27 protein-coding genes are annotated in these 25,764 nt (G+C 71.6%); 13 read left to right on the plus strand and 14 right to left on the minus strand.

Annotated features, from left to right (window positions below):
* Positions 1–8: 8 nt before the first annotated feature.
* The 7 genes from HZS54_RS09660 to HZS54_RS09690 form a co-directional block, all read right to left on the minus strand.
* Positions 9–671 carry a class I SAM-dependent methyltransferase gene (locus HZS54_RS09660; RefSeq protein ID WP_179922291.1) on the minus strand — a complete coding sequence of 221 codons (663 nt, stop codon included), beginning with the start codon at positions 669–671 and terminating at the stop codon, positions 9–11.
* Positions 671–1,567, minus strand: a complete 897-nt coding sequence (locus HZS54_RS09665; RefSeq protein WP_179922293.1) for a thiamine-phosphate synthase family protein — start codon at positions 1,565–1,567, stop codon at positions 671–673. The genes HZS54_RS09660 and HZS54_RS09665 overlap by 1 nt, the downstream gene beginning before the upstream one ends.
* A 54-nt stretch (positions 1,568–1,621) precedes the next feature.
* Positions 1,622–2,209, minus strand: a complete 588-nt coding sequence (gene dcd, locus HZS54_RS09670; protein ID WP_179922295.1) for a dCTP deaminase — start codon at positions 2,207–2,209, stop codon at positions 1,622–1,624.
* 86 nt (positions 2,210–2,295) lie between these two features.
* On the minus strand, positions 2,296–3,471 hold the full coding sequence (locus tag HZS54_RS09675) for a glycosyltransferase family 39 protein (RefSeq protein WP_179922297.1): 1,176 nt from the start codon (positions 3,469–3,471) through the stop codon (positions 2,296–2,298).
* Positions 3,472–3,600: 129 nt separating this feature from the next.
* Positions 3,601–5,118 (minus strand): glycoside hydrolase family 43 protein, encoded by a 1,518-nt coding sequence (locus tag HZS54_RS09680; RefSeq protein WP_179922299.1) that lies wholly within the window; start codon positions 5,116–5,118, stop codon positions 3,601–3,603.
* 81 nt (positions 5,119–5,199) lie between these two features.
* Complete coding sequence (locus tag HZS54_RS09685) at positions 5,200–6,399, minus strand: outer membrane protein assembly factor BamB family protein (RefSeq protein WP_179922301.1); 1,200 nt, start codon at positions 6,397–6,399, stop codon at positions 5,200–5,202.
* A gap of 82 nt (positions 6,400–6,481) precedes the next feature.
* Positions 6,482–8,467: a DUF7351 domain-containing protein gene (locus HZS54_RS09690; RefSeq protein ID WP_179922303.1), complete on the minus strand. Its 1,986-nt coding sequence runs from the start codon at positions 8,465–8,467 to the stop codon at positions 6,482–6,484.
* Positions 8,468–8,567: 100 nt separating this feature from the next.
* Here HZS54_RS09690 and pth2 point away from each other — a divergent pair, with 100 nt between their 5' ends.
* The 5 genes from pth2 (at position 8,568) to psmB (ending at position 11,835) form a co-directional block, all read left to right on the plus strand.
* A complete protein-coding gene (pth2, locus tag HZS54_RS09695; RefSeq protein ID WP_179922305.1) occupies positions 8,568–8,906 on the plus strand; it encodes a peptidyl-tRNA hydrolase Pth2 in 339 nt (112 codons plus the stop codon).
* Between the two features lie 142 nt (positions 8,907–9,048).
* Positions 9,049–9,441 (plus strand): DUF5518 domain-containing protein, encoded by a 393-nt coding sequence (locus HZS54_RS09700; RefSeq protein WP_246391879.1) that lies wholly within the window; start codon positions 9,049–9,051, stop codon positions 9,439–9,441.
* Between the two features lie 310 nt (positions 9,442–9,751).
* A complete protein-coding gene (locus tag HZS54_RS09705) occupies positions 9,752–10,201 on the plus strand; it encodes a hypothetical protein (protein WP_179922306.1) in 450 nt (149 codons plus the stop codon).
* 151 nt (positions 10,202–10,352) lie between these two features.
* Positions 10,353–11,099, plus strand: coding sequence for an archaeal proteasome endopeptidase complex subunit alpha (gene psmA / locus HZS54_RS09710; RefSeq protein ID WP_179922308.1), 747 nt, complete (start codon positions 10,353–10,355; stop codon positions 11,097–11,099).
* A complete protein-coding gene (gene psmB, locus HZS54_RS09715; protein ID WP_179922310.1) occupies positions 11,092–11,835 on the plus strand; it encodes an archaeal proteasome endopeptidase complex subunit beta in 744 nt (247 codons plus the stop codon). The genes psmA and psmB overlap by 8 nt, the downstream gene beginning before the upstream one ends.
* 57 nt (positions 11,836–11,892) lie before the next feature.
* On the opposite strand, the gene HZS54_RS09720 is transcribed toward psmB, so the two are convergent.
* On the minus strand, positions 11,893–12,165 hold the full coding sequence (locus tag HZS54_RS09720; protein ID WP_006885878.1) for a MarR family transcriptional regulator: 273 nt from the start codon (positions 12,163–12,165) through the stop codon (positions 11,893–11,895).
* A gap of 205 nt (positions 12,166–12,370) precedes the next feature.
* On the opposite strand from HZS54_RS09720, the gene HZS54_RS09725 reads away from it, so the two are divergent.
* From HZS54_RS09725 to HZS54_RS09740, 4 genes are all read left to right on the plus strand, one after another.
* The gene (locus tag HZS54_RS09725; RefSeq protein WP_179922312.1) at positions 12,371–12,772 is read left to right on the plus strand and encodes a pyridoxamine 5'-phosphate oxidase family protein; all 402 of its coding nucleotides are present in this window, start codon (positions 12,371–12,373) and stop codon (positions 12,770–12,772) included.
* Between the two features lie 112 nt (positions 12,773–12,884).
* Positions 12,885–13,595 carry a class I SAM-dependent methyltransferase gene (locus HZS54_RS09730; RefSeq protein WP_179922314.1) on the plus strand — a complete coding sequence of 237 codons (711 nt, stop codon included), beginning with the start codon at positions 12,885–12,887 and terminating at the stop codon, positions 13,593–13,595.
* A 117-nt stretch (positions 13,596–13,712) separates the two neighbouring features.
* Entirely contained in the window at positions 13,713–14,615 is a 903-nt protein-coding gene (locus tag HZS54_RS09735) for a glycosyltransferase family 2 protein (protein ID WP_179922316.1), read from the plus strand.
* Between the two features lie 167 nt (positions 14,616–14,782).
* Positions 14,783–15,064: a hypothetical protein gene (locus tag HZS54_RS09740; RefSeq protein WP_179922318.1), complete on the plus strand. Its 282-nt coding sequence runs from the start codon at positions 14,783–14,785 to the stop codon at positions 15,062–15,064.
* 29 nt (positions 15,065–15,093) lie between these two features.
* Here HZS54_RS09740 and HZS54_RS09745 read toward each other — a convergent pair whose 3' ends face one another.
* Together HZS54_RS09745 and HZS54_RS09750 are read right to left on the minus strand one after the other, a co-directional pair.
* Positions 15,094–15,861, minus strand: a complete 768-nt coding sequence (locus HZS54_RS09745; protein ID WP_179922320.1) for a DUF7001 family protein — start codon at positions 15,859–15,861, stop codon at positions 15,094–15,096.
* Between the two features lie 73 nt (positions 15,862–15,934).
* Positions 15,935–16,081 carry a hypothetical protein gene (locus HZS54_RS09750; protein ID WP_179922322.1) on the minus strand — a complete coding sequence of 49 codons (147 nt, stop codon included), beginning with the start codon at positions 16,079–16,081 and terminating at the stop codon, positions 15,935–15,937.
* Between the two features lie 121 nt (positions 16,082–16,202).
* Between HZS54_RS09750 and HZS54_RS09755 the strand changes: the two genes are divergently transcribed.
* Both HZS54_RS09755 and HZS54_RS09760 read left to right on the plus strand, forming a co-directional pair.
* On the plus strand, positions 16,203–16,916 hold the full coding sequence (locus tag HZS54_RS09755) for a class I SAM-dependent methyltransferase (RefSeq protein WP_179922324.1): 714 nt from the start codon (positions 16,203–16,205) through the stop codon (positions 16,914–16,916).
* A gap of 23 nt (positions 16,917–16,939) precedes the next feature.
* Complete coding sequence (locus HZS54_RS09760) at positions 16,940–18,538, plus strand: SagB/ThcOx family dehydrogenase (protein ID WP_179922326.1); 1,599 nt, start codon at positions 16,940–16,942, stop codon at positions 18,536–18,538.
* A gap of 16 nt (positions 18,539–18,554) precedes the next feature.
* On the opposite strand, the gene HZS54_RS09765 is transcribed toward HZS54_RS09760, so the two are convergent.
* From HZS54_RS09765 to HZS54_RS09780, 4 genes are all read right to left on the minus strand, one after another.
* Positions 18,555–19,724, minus strand: coding sequence for an outer membrane protein assembly factor BamB family protein (locus HZS54_RS09765; RefSeq protein WP_179922328.1), 1,170 nt, complete (start codon positions 19,722–19,724; stop codon positions 18,555–18,557).
* 57 nt (positions 19,725–19,781) lie between these two features.
* Positions 19,782–19,955, minus strand: coding sequence for a hypothetical protein (locus HZS54_RS09770; protein WP_179922330.1), 174 nt, complete (start codon positions 19,953–19,955; stop codon positions 19,782–19,784).
* Between the two features lie 172 nt (positions 19,956–20,127).
* Entirely contained in the window at positions 20,128–22,101 is a 1,974-nt protein-coding gene (locus HZS54_RS09775; RefSeq protein ID WP_179922332.1) for a tetratricopeptide repeat protein, read from the minus strand.
* Positions 22,102–22,264: 163 nt separating this feature from the next.
* Positions 22,265–23,197: a sulfide-dependent adenosine diphosphate thiazole synthase gene (locus tag HZS54_RS09780; protein WP_179922334.1), complete on the minus strand. Its 933-nt coding sequence runs from the start codon at positions 23,195–23,197 to the stop codon at positions 22,265–22,267.
* Between the two features lie 154 nt (positions 23,198–23,351).
* On the opposite strand from HZS54_RS09780, the gene HZS54_RS09785 reads away from it, so the two are divergent.
* Entirely contained in the window at positions 23,352–24,278 is a 927-nt protein-coding gene (locus tag HZS54_RS09785) for a thiamine-phosphate synthase family protein (protein ID WP_179922336.1), read from the plus strand.
* Between the two features lie 59 nt (positions 24,279–24,337).
* The gene (locus HZS54_RS09790) at positions 24,338–25,735 is read left to right on the plus strand and encodes a hypothetical protein (protein WP_179922338.1); all 1,398 of its coding nucleotides are present in this window, start codon (positions 24,338–24,340) and stop codon (positions 25,733–25,735) included.
* The last annotated feature ends 29 nt before the right edge of the window (positions 25,736–25,764 follow it).

Raw genomic sequence — 25,764 nt, forward strand, 5'->3', positions numbered from 1 at the left:
CCGGTCGCTCACGCCCGCTCGCCCCACGCGAGTCCCAGGTAACCCAGGCCGAACTCGTCGAATCCGTGGGGAGCGCAGTTCGAGTAGACGGCGTCGCGGGCGGTCGCCACCCGTCGCTCCAGGCTCTCGGCGGGGGAGACGCGCCCGTCGCCGGGCGCGGCCAGCCGCACGAACGCCCGGAAGGCCAGGTTCAGCGGGACGGCTGCCCGCCGCTCGGAGCGGCCGGCGTTCAACAGGGCGATCCGGCCGCCCGACTCCAGCGTCTCGATCCACCGCTCGACGGCCGGGCGCGGGTCGTCGAACATCCCGACGACGAACGTCGCCAGCACGGCGTCGACGGGGCCGTCGACCGGCGGCCGCCGCGCGTCGGCCTGCACGAGGTGGACGTTCTCCCAGCCCGCGCGGTCGACGCGCTCGCTCGCCCGCCGGAGCATCCCGCGGGTCACGTCGACGCCGACGACCGTCCCCTCGGGGCCGACGCGCTCGCGCAACTGGGCGAAGTTCGCGCCGGTGCCACACCCCATCTCGACGACGGTGTCGCCGGCTTCGAGCCCGAGCCGGTCGGCCGCCCGGTCGCGCCAGGAGTCGACACCCGGCGCGGTCGCCAGCCAGTCGTAGGCGTTGGCCCACCGGCCGTAGAACGCCTGCGTCGCCCGGGTGTCGTTGGCCATTACAGTTCCCTGACCGTGCGGGCGGCGGTCGGACCGTCCGCCCCCAGCACGTAGACGATCGGTTCGACGCCGAACCCGCCGGTCTGGTAGAGCACGTCGGCGTCGGGCGACTCGGCGAGCGCGTCGGCGACGGCCTCGGTCAGGTCGCGCTCGGCGTCGAACTCGACGGCGGTGTAGCCCGCGTCGGTCAGCGTCTCGACGATGGCGGGGTCGTAGCGGACGTTGAGGGCGGCACGGGCGTCGCTCCCGCCGGCTCGCGCCGCGAGCAACACGCTCGCGACGTGCTCGCTGACGCCGAACTCCGGGTCGCCCGGGACCGCGGTCGTCCCCTCCAGGTCGAGGATGCGGCCCGGCACCGCGGCCACGTCCTCGATGTCCTCCGCCTCCGGGAGGCACTCGACGAGGTTCGACCCGACGGCGGGCACCAGCTCTGGGAAGTCGTCGGTGTTCTCCAGGATGCGCACGCCCCGGCGCAGCGAGGCCAGCACCTGCTCGGCCGCTCGCACCGTGCTCTCGGGGTCGTGGATGGCGAAGCGGTCGTCGCCGTACTCGGCGAGGCCGGGCATCTCCGCCTCGTGGAGCTGGGCGAGCAGGTCGCCCTGCTCCAGTCGCCGGACGAACACCTCCGTCTCGACGAGCGCCTGGACCGGGCTCATCTCGCCGCTGGCGAGCCCCTCGGCGAGCCGTTCGACGAGTTCGCGCAGCCGGCGGTCCGAGAGGAGTCGGTCGTTGCGCTCGACCTCGCCGTGGACGTACTTCGAGACGGCGCTCTGGCTGATACCCAGCAGCTCCGCGACCTCGCTCTGGGTCAGTCCGCGCTCGCGCAGCGCCTCGGCGAGCATCGAGCGAAAGGTCGGCAGAAACTCGTCGACGACGACCTCCTCGACGAATTTCATCGGCCGGTCACCTCGGTCGTCACCGCCGCGGGTCTCCCCGTCGGGACGCTCATCTCACTGGTCCCCGCCGAATTCTCTGTCGCCCTGGATCTTCGAGGCCTGCGGGCCGGACTGGTCTTGGTACTTGGAGCCGCGTTCCTCGCCGTATGGGCGGTCTGCGGGCGTCTTCAGCTCCGTGAACGTCAGCTGGGAGATGCGCATCCCCGGGGTGAGCGCCACGGGAGCGGTCCCGAGATTCGAGAGTTCGAGCGTGATCTGGCCCTTGTAACCGGGGTCGCACAGGCCCGCGGTCGCGTGGACGACGATAGCGAGCCGACCCAGCGAGGAGCGCCCCTCGACGTGGGCGATGAGGTCGTCGGGGATCTCGACGCGCTCGTGAGTCGTGCCGAGGACGAAGTCGCCGGGGTGGAGGATGAACTCGCCGTCTTCGTCGACGACGGTCTCCTCGACGTACTCGTCGACCTCGCGCTCGCTCGTCGGGTGGATACAGGGGATGTTGGCGTGCTGGAACTCCAGGAACTCCCGGCCCAGCCGCAGGTCGACGCTGGCCGGCTGGATCTGGATGTCCGGGTCGTCGAGCGGTTCGACCACCAGATCCCCCTCTTCCAGGCGTCGCAGAATATCGGCGTCCGACAGTATCATACAGACGTCTCTCCCCGCTCGCGGTAAAACATCACGATTGTCGGCGGTGGGCGCTCGGAGCGTCCGACGGCAACCCGGGGTCGGAGCTACACCGGGTTGAGCGCACCGACTCGCTCGGGCCACTCGGTCAGCGAGACGTAGTAGCCGGCGAACAGGGTGTAGACGACGACGGCGGGGCCGAGGAAGTTGCGCCAGCCGGCCACCCAGATGCCCATCGCGGTGACGACGACCGCGACCAGCGGCGTCCCCCACAGCGCGAGCAGGTCCCACTCCTCCCGGCGTATCACCGCGTGGACCCCCAGCGCGGCGAGGATCGTCAGGGGCGTGAGCGTCAGGGCGGCCTTCAGCGCGTGGCTCGACGACCAGCCGGGCATCACCGGCGAGAAGAACCACAGCCCGCGCAGCGTCGCGATGGCGGCCGCGTGGTGAGCGTTGGCGACGAAGAAGTCCAGCACGCCGCTGGCGGCGGCCGGGTCGTAGCCGTAGACGACGCGCTCGGGCGTGACGATGATCCCCTCGCGCCAGTGGTACAGCATCGACCCCTTCGCCCAGCCGAACTGCAGGCGATAGGCGATCGCTGCGGCGAGCGCGCCGACGATGCCGAGGTTCACCTTCGCCGGGAAGCCGAGATTGAGCCGGTGGTCGCTGGTCGCCGGCAGCAGGTCGTAGAGCAGGTACGCGCCGACGATCGGCAGCCCGTTCGGGCGGACCAGCGCGACGAGGCCCAGCGACCCGAGCGCGAGCAGGCGGTTGCGGGTCGTCGGCGTCGTGTGGTAGTGCGCCAGGCGCCACAGCGCGAGCGCGAGCGCGAACGTGAGCACGAACTCCGACTGCGGACGGACCACCCACCGGTACACCTCCCACTGGAGGGCGAGCGCGACGCCGGCGACGATGCCCGCCGACCGACCGGCCAGGTGGCGACCGGTGGCGTAGACGAGGACGCAGGCGAGCGCCGAGAGCACGACCTGAACGCCGACCCAGCCGTGGACCCACTCGCCGGTCGCTTTCAGCCAGCCGCAGTAGGGCAGCCAGTAGCCGGAGTAGGCGAGCGCGCGCGTCCCGAACAGGGTCCCGGCGGAGAACTCGTTGCACCACGTCACGTAGCGGGTCGCGTCGCGGACGACGTGGGTGCCCGTGCGGGCCCACACCCAGCCCCGGAGGGCGAGTGCGATCAGGAAGATGACGGCGGCGTCGCGCGCACCCGCGTCGTCGGGGAAGGGCGCCGAGAGGGCGTCGCGGACGCTGGAGCGGCGGAGGACCATCGATAGCGTGGCTGACACCTCCCTCCTTTGAAAAGGTTCTTCATGCTATCGCAGCGTCCGGCGGGGTGAACGGGCGGTCGCGGCGGGACGCTGCGGTCACGGCGGCGACGGACACCGACAGCGCCGGCGTTATCGGTCGACGGGCTCGTAGACGAACCGCTCGACGCGGGCCGGAGTCGCCTCAGCCGGCTCGCCGTCGGCGACCGCGTACGGGCCGACCACCACGCCGGTGAACCCGCCGGCGACCTCCGTCGCGAGGTACTTCGGTCGCGCGTCGGCGACGACCTCGCCGTCGACGCGGAACTCGTAGGACTCGGCGGCCGCGTCGACCCCGAGCGTCACTCGCTCGTCGACGGGCTCGCGCGCGAGCACGTCGGTCGCGTCGCCGATGGTGAGGCGGACGACGGCCGTCGGTTCGCCCTTGGCCCCGCCCTCGGTTCCCCCACCGACGACGCCGACCTCGTAGTGGTGCTGTTCGTCCATGACGAGCGCGAGGCCCGCCTCCTCGCCGGGGTCGGGGTCGAAGGCGAGGTCGGCGCGGATCCGGCAGTCGAAGTTCGTCTGCCGGCGGCAGAGGAGCGTCGTCCCGGGCTCGTCCAGCGTTTCGGGACCGCCCCGGAGGACGAGGCCGTCGTCGGTGAACGCGTAGCGGTCGCGGTCGGGCGTCCGGCGATACAGCCACTCGTGGCTCCGCCCCCCGGAGAAGTCGGTGTCCGTGTGTTCGACGGGGCTCGGGTCGGCGTTCGCTGGGGCAGTGTCTCCCGGTAGCGCCGCTCCGTCGATCTCGGTCGGGATCTCCTCGCCCGCGACGACCGGCCAGCCGTCCGCCCAGGAGACCGGCGCGAGGAAGGTCTCGCGACCGAGGTGGTGCCAGCCCGGAAAGCCGCCCCGGGGGCGGATACCCAGGCAGACCAGCCACCAGTTCCCGTCGGCGTCGGTGACGAAGTCGGCGTGGCCCGCCGCGTGTACGTCGCGATAGAAGTCGTCGCGGTGGGTGAGGATCGGGTTCTCGGGGTGGGGTTCGAACGGTCCCGTCGGGTCGTCGCCCCGCCCGACCATCACGGAGTGGCCGGTGTGGGTGCCGCCCTCGGCGGCGACGAGGTAGTAGCTCCCGTCGCGCTCGTAGACGTGGGGAGCCTCGGCGTGGGGGTCCTCGTGGCCGGTCCAGACGGTGTATCGATCGCCGAGTTCGCCCGTTTCGAGGTCGATCTCGGCCTGTTCGATCCCGCGGTCGGTGTCGGTCGTGAAGTAGGTGAAGTAGGCGGTGTCCCCCTCGAAGAACAGATCGGGGTCGATACCCGGCGCGTCGACGGAGACGGGGTCGGACCACTCGCCGGCGGGGTCGTCGGCGGTGACGACGAAGTGGCCGCCGCCGTTGGTGTTCGTCGAGGTCAGGTAGAACGTGCCCTCGTGTTCGCGGAGCGTCGGCGCGAAGATCCCCCCCGAGGCCCGGGCGTCGCGAGTGTCCAGTTGCGACTCGCGCGTGAGCGCGTGCCCGATCGGCTCCCAGTCGACCAGGTTCTCGCTGCGGTAGATCGGCAGGCCCGGGACGTACTCGAAGGAACTCGTCGTCAGGTAGAACGCGTCGTCGACCCGGCAGACCGACGGATCGGGGTGGAAGCCGGGCAGGACGGGGTTGGTCGGCATGTCCCACCGCTCGACGGGGCGTGCCGTAACTCCTGCGAATGCGGGTGTTCGACCGTCGACGCGTCGCCGTCGGCGCCGCGCTCACTCGACCGCCGAGAGGTCGGTCCGCCAGCGCACCGCTTCCCCGTCGTCGCGGAGCGCGTAGACCGTCCCGCTCCGGTCGCCGACGTAGAGGGCGTCCCCGTCCCACGCGGGCGAACAGGACAGCAGCGGGCCGGCCCCGTCCACCGGCGTCGATCCGGCCCCGTCTCCCGTCGTCGATCCGGCGCTCTCGCTAACGCGCAGGACGGTCCGCTCGCGCCCGGTCGGGGCGTCGACGTAGTGGACCGTCCCCGCCCGGGTCGGGACGACCAGCGTCCCGTCACCCAGGGCCGGACCCTGCGGACGCGCCGGGAGCGAGCGTCGCCAGCGCTCCGCCCCGGAGGACGGATCGAACGCGGCGAGTCCGGGCGTGCCCACGAGGGCGGCGTAGACGGCCGAGCCGACGGCCAGCCCGGCCGCCTCGGCCGCCGTCGACCAGACGGACTCACCCGAGTCGGGCGCCAGTGCCGCGAGCTCCGACCCGGTCTCGACGTAGAAACGGTCACCCTCGAGCCGGAGGGGGTCGGGTTCCTCGTCGGTGTACACTTCCCACAGCGTCTCCCCGCCGTCGAGGTCGACCGCGAGGGTGCGACGGCGGCTCCCGACGTAGACGACGCCGTCCCGGACGGCGAACCCCCCGTTCCCGACGCCCTGTGCGAACGGGAGCGACCGACTCGACTCGCCGCTCGCGGCGTCGAGGACGTGGAGCCCGTGAGACCGGGCGCCGAGGTAGACCGCGCCGTCGCGGACCACCGGCTCGCTGATCGGGTTCCCGCTCACGCTCGTCTCCCACAGCGGTTCGCCCGTCTCGGCGTCGAACGCGTACGCTCGCCCGTCGGTCGCCATGAGTTGCTCGACCGTCTCGCCGGTCCCGGCGTCGCCGACGTACACCGCGCCGTCGTGGACGCAGACGCCGTCGGTCACCGATAGCCCGACGTGCCACCGGAGCTCCCCGGATTCGGGGTCCAGCGCGTAGAGCCCGTCCGCGTACGTCGGGACGTAGAGCGTCCCGTTCGACACCACCGGGGTCGACGTGACCGCGTGACGCAACCGCTCGACGACCGACCGCGTGGCCGTCCACGCCGGCCCTGCGCTCGACCCGTTCCCGTCCCCGGTTCCGCCGCCGGCGCTACAGCCGGCCAGCCCAGCGGTCGCGACGGCGAGTCCTCCGCGTCGAAGCAGCGTTCGTCTCGTCGGCATACCGCCGGCGAGCGCGTGTATCGACAAAACGGTTCGTAGAACGGCGTTTCAATTGGTGGGATGACACGAATCTCGTCCGGCGTCAACGCTCCCGGAGCGGAGTCCGCCAGCCGGTCTCGCCGGTGTCGGCGTCGACCGCGGCGACTCGTCCCGCGAGGTCGGCGAGATAGAGGGCATCTCCCCGGGCTGCTGGGCGGCAACTGACCTGGTGGGGAGCGACCGGGTCGGCGCTCCACAGGCGTTCGCCGGCCGCGGCGTCGACGGCGACGAGGGTCCCGCTCCGGTCGCTACAGACGACCCGGTCGCCGGCGACGGTGGGCGGCCGAAGCGCCGGGTCGCCCGTCACGTCGGCGCGCCAGCGGCGCCGGCCGGTGGCGCCGTCGTAGCGGGACAGGCCCGACTCGACGGCCGTACAGATCAGGTCGTCCTCGAACGGGGCGAGACCGACGCCGCCGGCGTCCGCGTCGGTTCGCCAGCGACGCTCGCCGTCCGTCGCGTCGACGGCGACCACGCCGTCTCGCGTGCCGACGTAGACGGTCTCTCCGGTCGTAGCGAGGTCGGTGACGAGCGCGTCAGTCTCCGCCGTCCACGCCGGCGTCCCCGTCGTCGCGTCGATCGCTCGGACGCACTCGCGCCCGCCGACGAAGACGAACTCCTCACCGATGGCCGGGCCGCGCGGCCCGCCGCGGGCGCCGTCGCCGTCGATTCGCCAGCGGGGCTCCCCGGTCTCGGCGTCGAGCGCGAGGGCCGCCCCGTCAGGGGTCGCGAGGAACACCGTCCCGTCCGCGACGGCCGGTGCGAGACGGGGGTGCCCGTCGGCCGTCGTCGACCACAGCTGTCCACCGGTGCGCTCGTCGACCGCCGTGACGGTCCCGCGGCGGTCGCCCACGTAGACGACGCCGTCCGCTGCCGCCGGCGAGCGCTTGGCGCCGTCGACATCCACGTGCCACCGGCGCTCCCCGGTCTCGGCGTCGAACGCCAGACACCCGCCCCGGTCGGTGACCACGCAGACCGTCTCGTCGGTGACGATCGGGGCCGCGTAAATCGCCGAATCGGGGTCGTACACCGTCCGTTCCTCGTCGGTGCCGACTCCCCTCGACTCGGGCGTTGGGGTCCGATCCGGCCGACTTCCCGCTTGCGAGTTCGGCTCCACCGACTCGACGGCGACCCCCTCGTCGACGGTCAGCGAGAGCGTCGCGTCGCCGACCCGGTAGGTGAGCGTCGCTCGTTCGGGGCCAGGGCCGTCGGCGTCGCCGTCGACCGCCTCGGCGTCTGCCACGTATCGGCGCGGGGTCGGCTCCCGCCGGAGGTCGATGCCGCGTGCGTGGAAGAACCGCCGGACGCGGCCGTTCGTCGACAGCGCGACCGCCAGCGGCCGCCAGGTCTCGTGGGGGCAGGCGGTGCAGTCGTACCGCCCCCACAGGGACGGCCAGGGGACGGCGTCGACGGCATCGCTGGTGTAGGAGAGTCGGCCGTACCGCAGCGTCGTCTCGACCGAATCGTGACACCACGGACAGCGCCCCTCGCGAAGCGTCTCCGCGTCCTGGTGGTACGCGCGGACGGCGGCGTCGAACCACACCTGCGGGTCCGCTGCGTCGGGGCCCGGTGCCAGCACCTGCCTGAAGACCGTGCCGTGCTCGGCGCAAAGCAGGTCCAGCGACTCCCGTTCGGTGCCGACGGCGGCGAGGAACCGCTCGCAGAACGGACACTCGTATCGCGTCGCCGCGGACCAGCGGACCCACTCGGTCGGCACGTCCCCCTCGACTGGCGGCGACCGGTGGCAGGCGGCGAAGGCCACGGCGGCACGCAGGCGCCCCTCCAGCGGCCAGTACTCCTCGTCGCGCTTCCGAACGAACGTCTCGGCCAACTTCTCGACGTGGTAGTGGAATCGCCCGGGGTCTCGAACGCCGACCGCCTCCCGCAGCTCCGTGAACGTCGCGCCCGAGTCGGCGTCCCACGTGAGGTCGTACAGCTCCTCGACTGCCGCCTGGCGCGTCTCGTCGGTCAGCGATTCGAACGCCGCCACCGCCGCCTCCAGCGTCCGCTCCTCGTCCCACTCCGCGACCATACCACAGCCCGGACGACCAGGGGCTTAGCGTCTTCGCCGTCGACGGCACGTCCCGCGCGGGATGGAAAGGCAGTTACGCCGGCCTGCCCACCCCACTCGTATGAAACAGGCCATCGTCGCCCGCGCCGACCTGGGGATGGGCGAGGGGAAACTCGCCGCGCAGGTCGCCCACGCCTCGCTCATGGCCTACGAGGACGCCGACCGGCAGGCCGCCAGCGAGTGGAAAGGCAGCGGTCAGAAGAAGATCGTCCTCCGAGCCGACGGGGAGTCGCAGCTGTTCGAACTCGCCGACAAAGCGGAGCGGGAGGGGCTACCCCACGCTATCGTCCGCGACGCCGGCCACACGCAACTCGAACCGGGGACCGCCAGCGCGCTGGCGGTCGGTCCCGCTCGCGAGGACCTCGTCGACAAGGTGACCGGCGACCTCTCGCTGTACTGAGCCAGTTCGACCGGTCGACTCGCACCTCGCGGACAACTCGCGACCATTCGTTCCGTCGCCGCCGCTATCCCGCACGTGAAAGTGAAATTACCTCCCGATGTCGGCAAGTTCGCTTAACACGTCAGCGAGCCTGGACTCGCGCATGGTAAAGTGGATGGCCGTCGCGTACGGAATCGTCGCATCGCTCGTAATCGGACTCCTCGGCGGACTGGGCCTCCCGTTCACCGACGCGACGCTCCCGACGCTCGGCGCGGGATTGACCGGGCTCGTGGCCGGCGCGATAGCCGGGTACGCCGCCCGGGAGGGGCTGGGCGGCGGCGCGCTCCACGGGTTCCTGGCGACGACGATCGGAGGGATCGTCGTCGCGCTGGTCCTGCTGTTCGCCGGGACCCTCGTCGCCGGCATCTTCGGGCTCGGTGCGGGCATCGCCGCGCTCGTCTGGGTCGCCGCGACCGGGATCCCCGGCGCGGTCGGCGGCGCGATCGGCGGCGCCGTCGCGCCGGAACCCGAGGCCGCCGGCCGACCCGCCGCCTGACGACCGTTCCCCCGTTCTTCGGTCCCGGTGCGGTCCCGAGTAACCCGAGCGTATCGGGTCGAATCGACACGTAACGGACCGCTTCGTCGGGCGAAACCGCCGGAGAGCGCCGATCGCTCGCCGTCGGCCCGTCGGGGCCGATGACACGAGTTAAGCGTCCGTAGCCGGGAGGGTGGGGTATCGATATGACCGCGCGACCCGCCGCGACCCGGTCCGGTTTCGAACGCCCGTCGACCGCCGACCCGACCGCCCGTCCGACCACCGCCGGTTCGCGGCGCCTACCGCGAGACGAACGCGGGGGGCGCCGCTGATGTACGAGACGAACGCGGCCGCCCGGCTCGCCGGCGCGGCCGCCCTGCTGGTCGCGCTCGCGGTCTGGGGGCTGGCGTCCGTGCTCGCGGGCGGCGAGACGACCGCGTCGACGTGGGCGCTGGGCCTCGCCGTCATGTTCCCGGTCGGGGCGCTCGCGCTCGGATACGCCAGCGAGCGCCCGGCTTCGGCGCTCGGGGCCGAGTACGCCCTCGGGCTCGTCGTCGCCGTCGCGACCCTGTCGGTGGCGTATCTCGCCGCGCTCGCGGTCGGGTTCCCGCCGGCCGCCGCCCGCCCGGACGTGACCGCGCTCGAACTCGGCGTCGCCGCCGTCGGCTCCGCCCTGCTCGCGGTGACCCTCGCGGTCGTCGACGCGCGGTACGTCGAGCGCCCGGCCACCGCGGCCCGCCTCGAAGCGCGATACCTCGACGACCCCCTCGGCGACGACTGACGGACCCGGGCCCTCCGCCGCAGCCATCGACCGACCGCCACTCTCGAAATCTCGGCCCGCCGCCGCCGCGTAGCCCCGCGGCCTGGTGAAAAGGCCTATATATAGCGACCACTAACTGGAGGTTAGTCACGACGACTCAGTGACGCACACCATGCAGGATCAGAACCAGCAGGCGTACGACCGCGGGACGTCGATCTTCTCGCCGGACGGACGCCTCTATCAGGTCGAGTACGCTCGGGAAGCGATCAAGCGCGGCACCGCCAGCGTCGGCGTTCGCACCGGCGACGGCGTGGTGCTGGCGGCGGACCGGCAGGTCCGCTCGCCGCTCGTCGAGGAGGGGAGCATCGAGAAGCTCCACCGCGTCGACGACCACATCGCGGTCGCGAGCGCGGGTCACGTCGCCGACGCGCGCCAGCTCGTCGACTTCGCGCGCGAGCAGGCGCAGGTCAACAAGCTACGCTACGACGAGCCGATCGGCGTCGAGTCGCTGGCCAAGGAGGTCACCGACTACATCCAGCGCTACACCCAGAGCGGCGGCGTCCGCCCGTTCGGCGTGGCGCTGGCCATCGGCGGCGTCGACCCCGACGGCACACCGAAGCTCTTCGAGACGGACCCCTCGGGGACGCCCTACGAGTGGCAGGCGACCGCCATCGGCGGCGACCGGGAGTCGCTCATGGGCTTCCTCGAAGACGAGTACCGCGACGGGATGGACCTCGATTCGGGGGTCGCCCTCGCGCTGGAGACCATCGCCCAGAGCGACGAAGACGGGGCGGTCGACCCCGAGGCGGTCGAGGTGACCGTGATCGACACCGAGACCCACCGGGTGCGCTCGCTCGACCCCGAGGAGATCGCGAGCCACCTCGACGAGCTGGACGCGGGGGGTGAGGCCGATGAGTAGATTCACCGACCCGCTGACCGGCGCCGACGCCGTCGGCGACCCGACCGCGCCCGAACTCGCCGACGGGTTCGACGATGCGGATGGAGCCGGCGGCGCGAACGCGCAGGACCGCGACGAGGGCGCTGTCAACAAGACCGGGACGACCACGGTCGGCATCACCGCCGAGGACGGCGTCGTCGTCGCGACGGACCGGCGCGCCTCGCTGGGCGGCCGGTTCGTCTCGAACAAGTCCGTCCAGAAGGTCGAGCAGATCCACCCGACCGGCGTGCTGACGCTCGTCGGGAGCGTGGGCGGCGCCCAGTCGTTCATCCGGACGCTCCGCTCGGAGGCGGACCTCTACGAGGTGCGCAAGGGCGAGTCGATCAGCATCCACGCGCTCGCCACCCTGGCGGGCAACTTCGCCCGCGGCGGGCCGTGGTTCGCCATCAACCCGATCCTCGCGGGCGTCGACGAGGAGGGCAGCCACGTCTACAGCATCGACCCCGCCGGCGGCGTCATGGCCGACGACTACACGGTCACCGGCTCGGGGATGCAACTCGCCTACGGGACCATCGAGGGCGAGTACGACGATGGGATGAGCATGGCCGACGCCCGCGACCTGGCCGTGCGAGCCGTCGACGCCGCCAGCGAGCGCGACACGGGCTCGGGCAACGGCGTCTACGTCGCCGAGGTCACCGGCGACGGCGTCGACATCGAGGGCTTCGACGAGACCGACGCGGCGCTGGCCGAGCGGTAACCGAGAACGCGGACGCGTCCGTCCCGCGACCCACCCGTTCCGGACGCGGGCGGCGACTCAGCTGTTGAGGAAGTAGACCTGTTTCCGGGCGTCGTGGAAACTGTATCGCGAGCCCACGAGGCCGGACTCTTCGAGGCGATTGAGGGCGTAGCGGACGGTCCGGTCGGGCAGCAGCGACTCCTCGGCCAGCTGGCCCTGCGAGAGGGGAGCGTCCGTCTCCAGTACTTTCGCGACTAGCTTCGCGCTCGGGGGGAGCTCGCGGAGCCGCTCGCGGAACTCCGCCTCACCCAGTGCCTCCTCCGCCGCGGGCTCGTCTATCGTCGTGCTCATACCACCTCGTCTCGCGAGGGTACTGGTAAAAGTTGGCTATATGGATGACCAAATAGTCCAAACCATATAAGGTATCCTAATATTCCTGCCCGTTCGTCGAACACGCCGCCGGTAGGGAGCGGTTTCCGCCGGATCCGCCGTCAAGGACGCGGGTGCGGTCGCCCCTCGGGCACACCTTTTCGGCGTCGTGGACCGAGGATCCGGTATGGCGTCGATCCCGGAGTCGTACCACGAACTGTTCGAGAAGGAGACGGTCGCGCACTTCGCGACGCTGACGCCGGAGGGGTTCCCCCACGTCACGCCCGTCTGGATCGACTACGACCCCGAGGCCGACCGGGTGCTGGTCAACACGGCCCGGGGCCGGCGCAAGGAGCGCAACGTCCGCGCGGACCCGCGGGTCGGCGTGAGTATGGTCGACCCCGACGACGCCTACCGCTACTGCTCGGTGGTCGGCGAGGTGACGGCGCTGACCGAGGCCGGCGCCGAGGACCACATCGACGAACTCGCCGCTCGGTACTTCGGCGTCGACGAGTATCCGAGCTACGACGAGGACCCCGGCCCGAGAGTGATCGTCGAGATCCGACCGGACGAGGTGTTCACGGCCTGAAGACGACCGCCGTCGGGCGGACGGGCGTCGGAGGGACCGGGGTCGGCCGACCCGGTCGTCCCCGAGCGCTTTCAGTACTCTTTTGCCCCCCGAGGGGGCAAATTCCGGTATCGTGAAGGGTCAGGAGTGGTACCAGCAGGAAACCGTCGTCGAGTCCTACGAGGACAAACGCTTCTCCCGCGGTGGGGGTCGGCTCACCGACCGACTGGAGAAAGAGGCCGTCGGCGAGGCGCTCGCGCCCGTCGAGGACAGGAAGATCCTCGAGATCGCCTGCGGCACCGGTCGCTTTTCGGTGATGCTCGCCCAGCAGGGCGCGGACGTGGTCGGGCTCGACATCTCGGCGCCGATGCTCGGCGAGGGCCGCCGGAAGGCCCGCCAGGCCGGCGTCGACGACCACCTGGAGTTCCTGCGCGGGGACGCGGCCCGCCTGCCGTTCCCCGACGACCACTTCGACTCCGTGTTCGCCATCCGCTTTTTCCACCTCGTCGACGAGCCCGAGCGGTACCTCAGCGAACTCGCCCGCGTCTCGAAGGATCAGGTCGTCTTCGAGACGTACAACCGCTTCTCGGGGCGGTCGCTGTACAACTGGGCGCTCCCGATGGGGTCGCGGCTGTACTCCCGGCGGGAGGTCGACGGGATGCTCGCCGCCGCCGACCTGCGGCTGACCGGCGAGACCCACGAGTTCGTCGTCCCGTTCGGCCTCTACCGCAAGCTCCCGGGCGGCGTCGCGAAGGCGTTCCGCAGCGTCGAGGAGGCTGTCGACCGCACGCCGCTGGGCGACAGCCTCGCCTCGATCTCCTACTGGTCGGCCACCGTCGAGTGAGCGGCGAGCGGTCCGGCCGCGCGTCGTCCCTCGTCCGCCGTCGTCGTCGTCCGACCCGGGATCGCGCGGTCCGTTCGTCCCACGACTTTTATACGCGTCGAGCCTGCTACGGACTGTATGCAGCTCTCGGTGGTGGTTCCGACGCTCGACGGCCGGGAGCAACTCGCACGGACGCTCGACGCGCTGGCCGGGCACGTCCCCGCGGTCGAGGTGGTGGTGGTCAACGGCCCGTCGACCGACGGAACGACCGGGATGGTCCGCGAGCGCGACGACGTGGACGTGCTCGTCGAGGTCGCCGACCGGACCGTCACGGCCGCGCGCAACGCCGGCATCGAACAGACCACCGGCGACGCCGTCGCGCTGGTCGACCAGGGCCTGGCCGTGACCGACGAGTGGTACGACGCGCTGGTCGCGGGGCTGGCCGACGCCGACGTGGTCTCCGGGCCGGTCCACGAGCGACTCCGCGGCGGGATGACCACGGAGGAGGTCGAGTCCGACGCGCTCGCCGGTCGCGAGATCACCTACTTCAACGGCGGCAACGTCGCGTTCTCGCGGCCGGCGCTCGACGCCCTGGACGGCTTCGACGAGTACCTGGAGATCGGCAGCGCCCGCGACGGCGCTCACCGCCTGGCGAACCTCGACTACGCGGTGAGTTGGCAGTCCGAGATGGGCGTCGCCCGCCAGGTCGGCGCCGACGGCGGCGGGCCGACGAGCGACCCCGGCTGGAAGTACCGCTCGCTCGCCTACCGGCTCGTCAAGAACTACGGCGTCCGCCCACGCGTGGCCGCGCGAATGGTCGCTCACGCCGGCCGCGACGCCCTCGACTCCCTGCGCGACGTGGCCAGGGGCGACGGCACGCCCTCGAACTGGTTGACCACCGGCCGCGACGTGCTCTCCGGACTGGCGGTCGGCTCGAAGGACGGCGTCTGGGCGCGCCTGCTCGACCGGTCGTCGCGCCGCAACCCCTACGGCCGCTCGGCCCGCTCGGAGCGCGCGGTCGCCGTCTACGACCGCCGCTGACCGGTTCGGTTTCGGTGTTCGGATATCGAGCGTCGCCGACCGCCGGTGGGGATTCGACTTCCCGAGACGGCGACCGCGAGCGCGCCGAGGGCGGTCACCGGCGACCGAACGGGCCGAGAACGGTTTCGCCCACCACGCTTTTCGGAATCGCGACGCAAGTCCGGACGATGCCCTCCAACAGAGCGACCGGCGCGGCTCCGATAGCGACCGGCGTCCTCCTCGCCGGGTCGGCCGCGCGCGAGATCGTACGGCACGGAATCGAACTGTGGACGACGCTGGCGCTGGTCGGCGGCCTCTCGGCGGTCGCCGTCGGCGTCGGCGTCCTGACCGGGCGCGGCGGGTTCGACTCCGCCGACACCGACGAACACCTCGACCGGACGACGGCGGTCGCGGTCGCCGGCCTCGCGCTGACGAGCGTCGCCGTCGGTGCCGGGATCGCGCTGGCGTAGACGGACGCCGCCGACGGCCCGCACTCGCTCTATTTCCGGTACCGCTCGGCGTGTTCGGGGCAGAATTCCGGGGCCCGCAGTTGCGCCCGGACGACCCCGGGCTGGCGATGCGGGTTGTGCAACCGACAGTCCTCGTCGTCGCAGAAGCTCTCACCGGTCTCCAGATAGTGGTAACACTGCAGGACGTAGCCCCGCAGCGCCTCGGTCGTCCGGGGGTCGGACTCGACGAGGAACTCGCCGTCGACCTCGTTCTCCAGCACCTCCCGCGGGGGCGCGCCGCCGGAGAGCAGGGCGTGTTTCTGCTGGGCCTTGTAGTACTGCTCGGGCTTGGCGGGCGCCTCGTAGAGGCCCGGCACCGACACCACGCCGGGCTGACCGAGGACGTTCACCCGCTTGTGCCAGCGGCCGTCGTGGTCGCCCCAGGTGCCGACCACGCGGTCCAGCAGCGGGACGTGCAGGTGTTCGAGGCCGCGCTCGTCGTCGGGGACGAGCCCGTTCAGGATCGACTGAACCTGCAGGCCGTCGTAGATGACGCCGCCGCCCCGCTCGGGGTTCTCCAGCGCGCGCTCCTCGTAGCGGACGATGCCGACCATCGTGTTGCCGGTCTCCCGCTCGTACGGCGAGAGCACCCGCGCCTCGGCGAACGACTCCGCGAGGTCCTCGTCGCCGTAGACGGAGAGGAATCGGTCGCGCACTCGTACGTCGGCGTCGACGCGCCCGCGGAGCCACTCGGCGACCGCGTCGGCGTCGGCGGCCTCGGTGGTGGGCGCGCGATAGAGCGTGACCTCCTCGACCATACGAACCGGTGGTACCACCGAGTGAAACGGTTTGCGGGTTCCGCTCGCCGCGGGGCCGTCCGTCCGCGGCCCGCTACATCTCGCTGCCGTCGAAGCGCTCGTGACGCTGGTCGTCCATCTCGGCGAGGTGTTCCTTGATGACGCTCCGCCTGTCCTTGCGGTTGCACGCCGGTGCCGGACACCCGACGTACTCCCGCTCTCCGGCCGCTGTCTCGGGCATACACGGAGCTACGGACCCGGACGATATATTCCGTCTGTCCATCCGTTTGCCGGATAGATCCGAGGTCCTAACTCGAAAATACTATACATCAACGGACAACCTAGGACAATAGTACACAGATATGTCCAACGAAGAGTTCGAAGTTGAGGCGGACTTCCTGACGATCGGACGGACGTTCGCGGAGTACCGGCGGATGTTCGACCTGGTGGCCGATGACATCGCGGGGCGGGCGGTCCTCGACTGCGGCGGCGGCGCGGGGGCCTTCACGGCGACCGCCGCGGAACTCGCCGACAGCGCGGTCGCCGTCGATCCCCTCTTCGGTCGCCCCGCCGGGGAACTCGAACCGGAACTCGACGACGCCATCGAGTACAACGTCGACCAGCTCCGCGAGAAACGGGGCCTATTCGTCTGGGACTTCTACGGCGACGTGGAGACGCGCGGGCGGTACCTCCGGGCGGCCGCCGAGCGCTTCCTCGCCGACTACGCGACCCATCCCGAGCGGTACGTGGCGGGCGCGCTGCCGGACCTTCCCTTCGGGGACGACGCGGTCGGCCTCGCGCTCGTGGCGAACCTGCTGTTCGTCTACGACGACCGGCTCGACCGCGACTTTCACCTGGCCGCGCTGCGCGACCTCGCCCGGGTCGCCCGCGAGGAGGTGCGCGTGTTCCCGCTGCACTCGCTGGACCGCACCCGCTCGGCGTTCGTCGAGCCCGTCGCCGAGTCGCTCCGGGCCGACGGCCACGCCGTCGCGTTCCGTGAAGTCCCCTACGAGTTCCAGCCCGGCGCGACGGAGATGCTGGTGGTCGAACCGTCCCGACCCACCCAAAGCGGTTAGGCCCGACCGGTCGAACCGCCGACATGGTCGACGCCCGCGAGTACCACGAGCGCACCGACTACTCCCCCGAGCGGCTCCGCGAGATGGACTTCGAGCTCGACGAGTCGAACCGGCCGCGCCCCTACAAGATATACGAGGACCTCCCCCGAGTTTCGCCGGGAGACGACCCCGATCCGCCGCAAACGCCCGCGCTGGCCGCCGTCGCCGCCGACGGCCCGGCACCGCCCGCCGCCGCGCCGGCACCCGACGGCGACCCCGACATCGGGACGCTCTGTCACTACGCCGCCGGGGTGACCAAGGAACTGGAGATCCGGGGCCAGCCGATGCGCTTTCGCGCCGCCGCCTGCACGGGGAAGCTCTACCACGTCGATATCTACGCCGTGGCCGGCGACTGCGGCGCGTTCTCGCCGGGGGTCTACCACTTCGACCCCCACTCCGGCGAGTTCGACGTGCTCCGCGAGGGCGACTATCGCGGAGCGCTCGCCGCGGCCGCCGGCGAGCGCCCGGGCGAGAACGGTGACGGCGACGACGGCCCCGAGCGGACCGAGTCGGCGGGCGTCGCCGACGCGCCGGTCACGTTCGTCGCCGCCTCGGAGTGGTGGCGCAACGCCTGGAAGTACCGCGACCGGACCTACCGCCACGCGTTCTGGGACTCGGGAACGATCCTCGCGAACCTGCTCGCCGTCGCCCACGGCGGGGGCCACCGCGCCGAGGTCGTCGCCGGCTTCGCCGACGACCCCGTCGTCGAGTTGCTTGGCCTGGACCCCGACGAGGAGGCGCCGCTGGCGCTCGTCCCCGTCGGGTCGGGTTCGCCGGTCCCCGACGACGCGGACGCCGACGGCGCCACCCCCGATGTGGACCCGATCGATCCCGACGAGCGGCCGCTCTCGGAGAACCCGGTCGACTACCCGCTGATCCCCGACGCCTGGCGACAGAGCCGGCTGGACGACGGCGCGGCCGCGGCGTCCTGGCGGGCGAACTTCACCGTCGAGGCGGCCGACGCGTCGCTGGGCGAACGGGTCGACGACGCCGACTGGGTCGCCCTCGACCCCGTCGACGCCGAGACCGCCTCCGCCCGCCCGATCGGGAACACCATCGAACGCCGGGGCTCCTGTCGCGAGTACAGCCGCGACCCCATCACCGCCCGGAAGTTCGCGACCGTCCTCGACCGGGCGCTCCGGGGCGTGCCCGCCGACGCGTTCGCCGGCGACCTGCGCGGGCTCGTGGACTGTTACTGCCTCGTCCACGCCGTCGAGGGGATCGAGTCGGGCTGCTACGAGTACCACCCCGGCCCCGACGAACTGGAGCGAGTGGGCGACACCGACCGCGACCGGGCGGGCGAGCTGGCGCTCGGACAGGACGTGGTCGGCGACGCCGCCGTGAACGTCTACCTCGTCGCCGACGTGGACGCCGTCGTCTCGGAGTTCGGGAACCGCGGCTACCGGCTCGCTCAGCTGGAGGCCGGCGTCGCGCTCGGGCGCCTCTACCTCGCGACCTACGCCCACCGGTCGCTGGGCGGCCGCGGGTTCACCTTCGCCGACACCGAGGTCAGGGAGTACCTCTCCCCGCACGCCGACGGGGCGACGCCGATGACGCTGTTCGCGTTCGGGACGCCGGCCTGAACGGCGCTGGCCGGGTCTAGGCTTCCGCGAGCGCGTACACGCCGCCCTCGCTCGCCGCGACGTACAGGCGGCCGTTCGCGACGGCGAGACTCGCGTCGACCCTCCCTTCGAGAGCGTGTTGCCACGCGGTCTCGCCCGATTCGGCGTCGAGTCCGTACACCGTCCCCTCGGTCGTCCCCAGGTAGACGGTTCCGTCGGCGACGATCGGTGCGGCCACCACACCGCCGTCGAGCGTCCGTCGCCACACCGGCTCCCCCGACGACCGGTCCAGCGCGACGATCTGATAGTGGGTAGTCCCCGGCCGCCGGTTGGCGAAGTAGACCGTCGAGCCGTCGACTGCCACGCTCGGCGCCCCTCGCGGGACCCGTTCGTCGTATCCCCAGGCCTGCTCGCCGCCCGGCACCGTCGTCGGCCCGACGGCCCAGCCGTTCTGCTGATACACCGTCCCGTCGACCACGGTCGGTCGCTGGTCGATCGCGGCCTCCCGCTCGATCCGCGCGGTCTCCTCGCCGCTCTCGGTGTCGACGGCGACCAGATAGCTCGGCGTCTCCTCGCCCCCTCTGGTCACGAAGTACGCGGTCCCGTCGGCCACCGCGGGCTGGTGCGGCACTCCCTCGTCGGTCGAACCGGTCCACTGCTCCTCGCCGCTCCCGGCGTCCAGCGCCACGAGCCCACCCGTCCACTCGGCCAGGTACGCGGTCCCGTCGGCGACGGTCACTTTCCCACGTTCGGCCACGTCGTCGTAGGTCCATTCGGTCGACCCGTCGGCCGCGTCGAGCGCTCGCACGCCGGCCGACTCGAAGTAGACCGTCCCGTCGAGGACGGTGAGCTGTCCGATACTCCCGTCGAACTCCTCGCGCCACTGCTCCGAGCCGCTCTCGGCGTCCAGCGCCGACACCCCGTCGGGGTCGGCGACGTAGACGGTCCCGCCGACGACCGCCGGCGCCTGGCCGAGGTGCTCGTCCCCCAGGTCGTGACTCCACTCGGTCTCGACCGATCCCGTCGGTCCCGACGCCTCGGTGTGTCCAGTGAAGGCCGCGTCTCGCTGCGGTCTCGGCCAACCGCTCGGACCGCCGCCTCCGCCCCCCGATATCGGATTCGATCCCCCGAGACAACCGGCCAGTGCCAGCGCGCTCGCCGCGCCCCCTGTGCGCAGGAACCGCCGCCGTGTGACTTCCCGTTCCATATCCGAAACCCCCAACCAGTAATGCTATAACGCTGTTGGTTACCGCCGGCGAACAGGTCACGTCGCGTCGTCCGGGGCGTCCGTCGCGTGATGAGGGCCGACCGGCCCGTGTTCCGGACACGTGCCCGCGATCGGCGTCGCGTTGAGACAGCACTGCCGGCTGTTCGTCGCCGCGAGGTCTTTCTTGAGTTCCTGCCCGCACAGGCGACAGTACTCCGTCTCGTCCGTCACTGGGTCGGTGTTCGCGCTCCGCCGGGAAAGCGTCGGTGGCCGCAAGCACTATCGTATCCGCCGTCTATCAGCTATCCTGGCACTCCCGCGTCGCTGCCGACAGCTCCCGAATCCGCAGATCCCTCCGTAGCGTTGGCGGCCAGCGTCGAGATTGCTACGGAAAGCCCGCGTGCTACTCCCCGGTGAGCGACGATCGGCGGCGACGGAGGGCCTCCACGACCGGTTCGTGGCCGGCCTCCTCGGCCGCTTCGAGTCCGCGTTCACACCACCCGATCGCGTCGTCCACCTCGTCGCGAAGGAGACAGACTTCCACGAGCACGTCGACGGCCCTCGCCGCCGCCCCGATGGCGCCCTCGTCGACGGCCGCCTCGAAGGCCCGCTCGCCCCGCTCCAGGGCCGCGTCGTGGTCGCCGCGTTCGGCGGCGACCCCGGCGAGACCGACGAGTCCCGCCACGGCGTGCGTCGGCTCGCCGGCGTCCCGCGCGGTCCGGATCTGGCGTTCGTAGTGGTCCTTCGCGGCGTCGAGGTTTCCGCGGTCCCGCTCGAGCACCGCGAGGCTGCCGAGGCTCCTGGCTACCCCGTGGTCGCTCCCGGCCGCGGCGAAGCGCTCGCGACTCCGGCGGTAGTACGCCTCGGCGTCCTCGAAGGCCCGGCGCTCCCGTTCGACCTCGCCGAGCTCGATCAGCGTCTCGGCGGCTCCGCACGGATCGCCGTTCTCCGCCCGGAGCTGGCGGGCTTCGTCGTAGTGCTCCACGGCGAGATCGAAATCGTCGCGCTGGCGCGCGACCTCGCCCAGGTTGTCCAGACACGTCGCCGCACCGCGCACTGCGCCGATCTCGTCGAAGATCCGGTTTGCGGTCTCGAAGTGGTCGACCGCGGCCGCGAGGGCGCCGCGCTGCTCGGCGATCGACCCGAGGTTCACGTGGTCGACCGCGACGCCGTGACGATCGCCGCTCGCCTCGTGGCGGACCAGCGACTCCTCGTAGTAGTCGGCAGCGGCGGCGAGATCGCCCCGGTCGTCGGCGACCGTGCCGAGATTCCCCAGCGCACTCGCCACGCCGGCGCGATCCCCGGTCGCCTCGAAGGCCTCGCGGGCTCGCTCGAACCGCGCCGCCGCGTCGTCGAGATCGCCCCGATCGGCCGCGAGCGACCCGAGATCGATCCTCGTGTTCGCGGCCCCGTGGCGGTCCCCGGTAGCTTCGAAGATTTCGAGGGCCTCCTCGTGGCGCTCCCTCGCGAGGGACAGGTCGCCACGGCGCGCGGCGACGCGCCCGAGGTTATCGAGCGCCCTCGCGACGCCCGCTCGGTCGACGGCCCCACTGTCGGGGTCCTCCCGATCGACCTCCTCGCGCTCGATCGCGAGACTCCGCTCGTAGTACCCCTCCGCGGCGTCGAGGTTTCCGCGCTTCAGGGCGACGTTGCCGAGCGCATTGTGGCCGGCGGACACCCCGTGTCGATCGCCGGCCTCCCGCCGGAGTTCGAGGGCAGCCTCGAAGTGCTCCTCGGCGGCGTCGAGATCGCCGCGCTGGTCCGCGACGATTCCCAACCCCTCGCAACCGTCGGCCTCGGCGCGCAGATCCCCTACGTCCCGTCCGATAGCCGCCGTCTCCTCGTAGTAGCCCGAGGCCGCGTCGAGCGCTCCGCGACGGCGGGCGAGGGTCCCGAGCGAGTGTAACAACCGGGCTCGCAGCCGATCCTCGACCGGCGACTCGATCGCGGTTTCGAGTTCGGTGCCGCGAACCACCGACGGGACCCCGTCGAGTAGATCCCGGTACGCCGCCGAGACCGCGACCTGGACGCTGGACGCCGGGACCGAGGCTCCACACTCGGCGTCGATCGTAGCGTCGATCGCATCGGTCAGCTCGATGACCCCGTCCATCGGTGTGTCGAACGAAGTTTCGAGCGATCGGAGTGCCGAAGCGATCTCCGGCCAGCACTCGTCGATCGCAGAGGGGTCGACGCCGTCGGCCGAAGCGACCGCGTCACGGAGCTGCGCTCGCAACGCAGCGTCGAAGGCTTCGCCCAGCGGCTCGCTCTCCGCGGGAGCCGACGCGCGTTCGAGGCCTGCGACCGCCGTCTCACGGGCCACGTCGTCAGTCTCCGCGATCGTCGAGGCTGCGAGACCGATCGCGACAGCGGGAAGCATCCGTTCGTTTCGCGACCACTTCCGGTCCGAGAATAAGTCTTTCTCAGGATCCCGCCGTGCGGCTCCGGGGACGAGTAGGGCTTCACCGGATGGGTTGCCCCGGGCTCACTCGAAACGGAGCCACCCGGAATCGGTCCCACCGGCTGTCCGCTCGCTCGTGGTCTCAGTCGTCGGCGGGCGTCGCGGCGTCCCGAGAGGTCAGGTCGACGGGGTCGGCGTCGACTTCGAGTTCGTCGAGCGCGACCTGCGCGGCGCGCTTGCCGGAGACGAGCATGGCGCCGAAGGTCGGACCCATGCGCGGGAGGCCGTAGGTCGTCGCGGTGGCCATACCGGTGACGACGAGGCCGTCGTGGGCGAGGCCGGTGTGCTCGACGACGGCGTCCTCGCTCTCGCCGACCCACATCGAGTCGTGGCCGGGCGAGTCGTGGCCGGGGGCGCCGTAGGTGTCGTCACCGGTGGAGTCCATGCCGCTGGCTTCCTCTTCGAGGCCCGGCGCGTTGAGGACGCCGCGTTCGTCGAGCTTCTTGACGGCCATCGCCTCGTGGCCGGTGGCGTCGATGACCAGATCGGCCTCGACGGCGATGGGGTCGACGCAGGTGATCTCGCGGGGCAGGGCGTGGACCGGCGTCCAGTTCATGACGATGCCGCCGACGCGGTGGTCCTCGCGGATGACGATGTCGGTGAACTCAGTCATGTTCTGCATCTTCGCGCCCGCGTCGCAGGCGGCCTTGATCAGGCCGGAACAGGCCTCGGGCCCGTTGGCGACGTACAGCCCCTCGCTGTCCTTGGACTGCTTGTGGTCGACCTCCAGCTCGTCGAGGACCTGCTGGGCCGGGTCGCGCACGGTGACCTTGTTCATCAGGAACCCGCCGAGCCAGAACCCGCCGCCGAGGTAGTTGTTCTTCTCGACGACCATCACCTGCACGCCGCGCTCGGCGAGCTCTTTCGCCGCCATCAGCCCCGAGGGGCCGCCGCCGACGATGATCACGTCGCTGTCGGAGAAGTCCATGAACTCCTCGGTCCACTCCTGGCCGATCGCTCGGGTGACTTCCGCCTCGCCGACGTCGCTGAACTTGTCGAAGCCTTCCTGGCTCATATTAACCAGTGTTACCATCGAGTGGTAAAGCAACTTTCGGTATAAGTCGATTGTACAATCGGCCGAACGCGAACGCGACGGCGGACGCCGAGCCGCGGCGGGGGCGAAGTCGTTGCACAACGCGCTTATACGTCGGCCGGGGCAAGCGGGGTGCATGTCACTGCGGCTGCCCAGCGAGATCGTGGTCGAGCGGTTCCTCCCGACCGCGCGGGCGATGCTGGCGACCGAGTTACACGACCGGGGGTTCACCCAGAAGGAGGTCGCCGACCGCCTCGGACTGACGCAGGCGGCGGTGAGCAAGTACCTCCGCGGCGACGTGACCGTCGAGGACCGCTTCGCCGAGGACGAGCGGATGCAGGCGACGATGGCCGCCATCGCCGACGGGTTCGCCGACGGCTCGATGGACGGCTACGAGACGCTTTCGGAACTGCTCGACCTCGTTCGCGCGTTCGAGGACCGGGGCCCCATCTGCGCCGTCCACGAGGAAGAAATGCCCGCGCTGGAGGGGCTAGGCTGTGACCTGTGCGTCCGCGGGACGGACGACGCCGTCCTCGCCGAGCGCGAGGCGCTGGCCGCCGTCCGCCGGGCCGCTCGCCGGATCGCCAACGAGCCCGGGATGGCCGACCACGTCCCCAACGTCGGCACGAACGTCGGGACCGCGGTCCCCGACGCCGCCGACGCGACGGACGTGGCCGCCGTCCCGGGGCGACTCCAGGCGGTCAACGGCCGGGTCGTGGTCCCCGCCGACCCGGAGTTCGGCGCCTCCCAGCGGGTCGCCGAGACGATCCGCGCCGCGATGGCGGCCGACCCCCAGGTCCGGGGGGCGCTCAACCTCGCCACCTCCGAGCGGCTGCTCGACGCCGCTCGCGAGCGCGGGATCGACCCCGTCGAGTTCGACGCCGACTACGACGAGCGCGGCGACCGCCTGCGCGAGCACTTCCGCGAGCGCGGGGCCGTCCCCCGCGTGGCCTACCACGAGGGGGCGTTCGGCATCGAACCCGTCACGTACGTCTTCGGCGAGACGGCGACCGAGGCGACCGCCCTCGCCGTCGACCTCGTCGAGTCGACCCGGGGCGAGTGACGACGGCGCCGTCACACCGACCGGTAGTATTTATTGAGTGACACCCCCAGGTTGTGACGATGGGTCCTCGCAGCCCGACAGCGACCGTCCTCCTCGCAGCGCTCCTCGTCCTCGCCGGGTGTTCGACGATTCTCGGCGACGGCGCGACGCCCGCGCCGACCGACGACGGAACGACCCCCGCTCCGACGGACGCGGACGACCCGGCGACGCCGACCCCGGCGCCGTCGCCCGCGGCGACACCGACTACGGCGCCGCCGACACCGACGACCACACCGACTCCGACCTCGACTATGACGCCGACGCTGACGCCGTCGCCGACACCGACGCCGACGGCGATCCCATCGCCGACGCCGACGGCGACGCCCGCGCCGCCGTCGAACAACGGTTCCGACGGTGTCGGCGAGAGCGACCGCATCGTCGTCCGCGGCGGGGAACTCCCGGTCAACGCCACGGCGGTGTACCAGCGAGTCGAGCGGCTGATGGACGCCGACGCGCCCGAACCGACCGTCGAGGTGACCGACGCCGACCGGATCGACTTCTCCACGGGGGACCTCACCGCGTCGACCGAGGCGCTGGGGTATCGTCGCGGCGACGGGTCGATATCGGAGTGCGGGCAGTTCTATCCGGCTTCCGCGGGCGGCGATACCGTCACGATCGCGCCGGGGAACTTGTCGGCGGCGTCCGTCGAGCTGGTCCTCGCCCACGAGTACGTCCACATCGTCCAGGACGAGGTCGAGGGGTACGACCGAGTCGGCGAGATCGAACGGTACGACGTCGACCACGCGCTCACCGAGGGCAGCGCCGTCTACGTCGCCGACCGGTACGCCGACCGCTACGACAAGCGCTGGAACGGCACCACGCCGCTCGGCATCCGCGAGTGTATCTACGACCGCATCGGCGACGGCAGACGCGACCTCGCCGGCCGCTACTACTTCGGCGGGCTGCACTTCGAGCAGCGGATCGACTCGCCGACGAACCTCTCGACGGTCTACCGGGCGCCGCCCCGGACGACCGAACAGGTGATCCACGGGCTCGCGCCCGACGCCGAGCCGGTCGCGAACCTCTCGGTGTCGGTCCGACAGCGCGGTCGCTGGATCGGTGATACCCGCGAGCGAGCGGGCGAACTCCGACTCCGGTCGTGGCTCTACACCGGCCTCCCCGCCGACCGCGCCGACACCGCCGCGACCGGCTGGGGCGCCGACGAGATCCTCACGTTCGAACGTGGCGACCGCACCAGCGTCGCGTGGGTTCTCCGGATGGACTCCGCCGAGGACGCCGACGAACTCGCCGCCGCCGTCGGCGATCTGGAGGCGACCCTCGAATCGCGCGACGCGACGAGCGTCGAGACGGCGCGGGCGAGCGACGAGGCGGTCGTCGTCTTCGCCGGCCCCGACTCGTTCGCCGCGGACGCGGAGGCCACCGGGACCGCCGGTGACATCACGGTCACAGTGCCGTAGCCGGAACTGTCGGACCGAACGTATTTTCA

Origin of the sequence: Halosimplex pelagicum, from assembly GCF_013415905.1 — an archaeon.
In the GTDB taxonomy this organism is placed as follows: Archaea; Halobacteriota; Halobacteria; order Halobacteriales; family Haloarculaceae; genus Halosimplex; species Halosimplex pelagicum.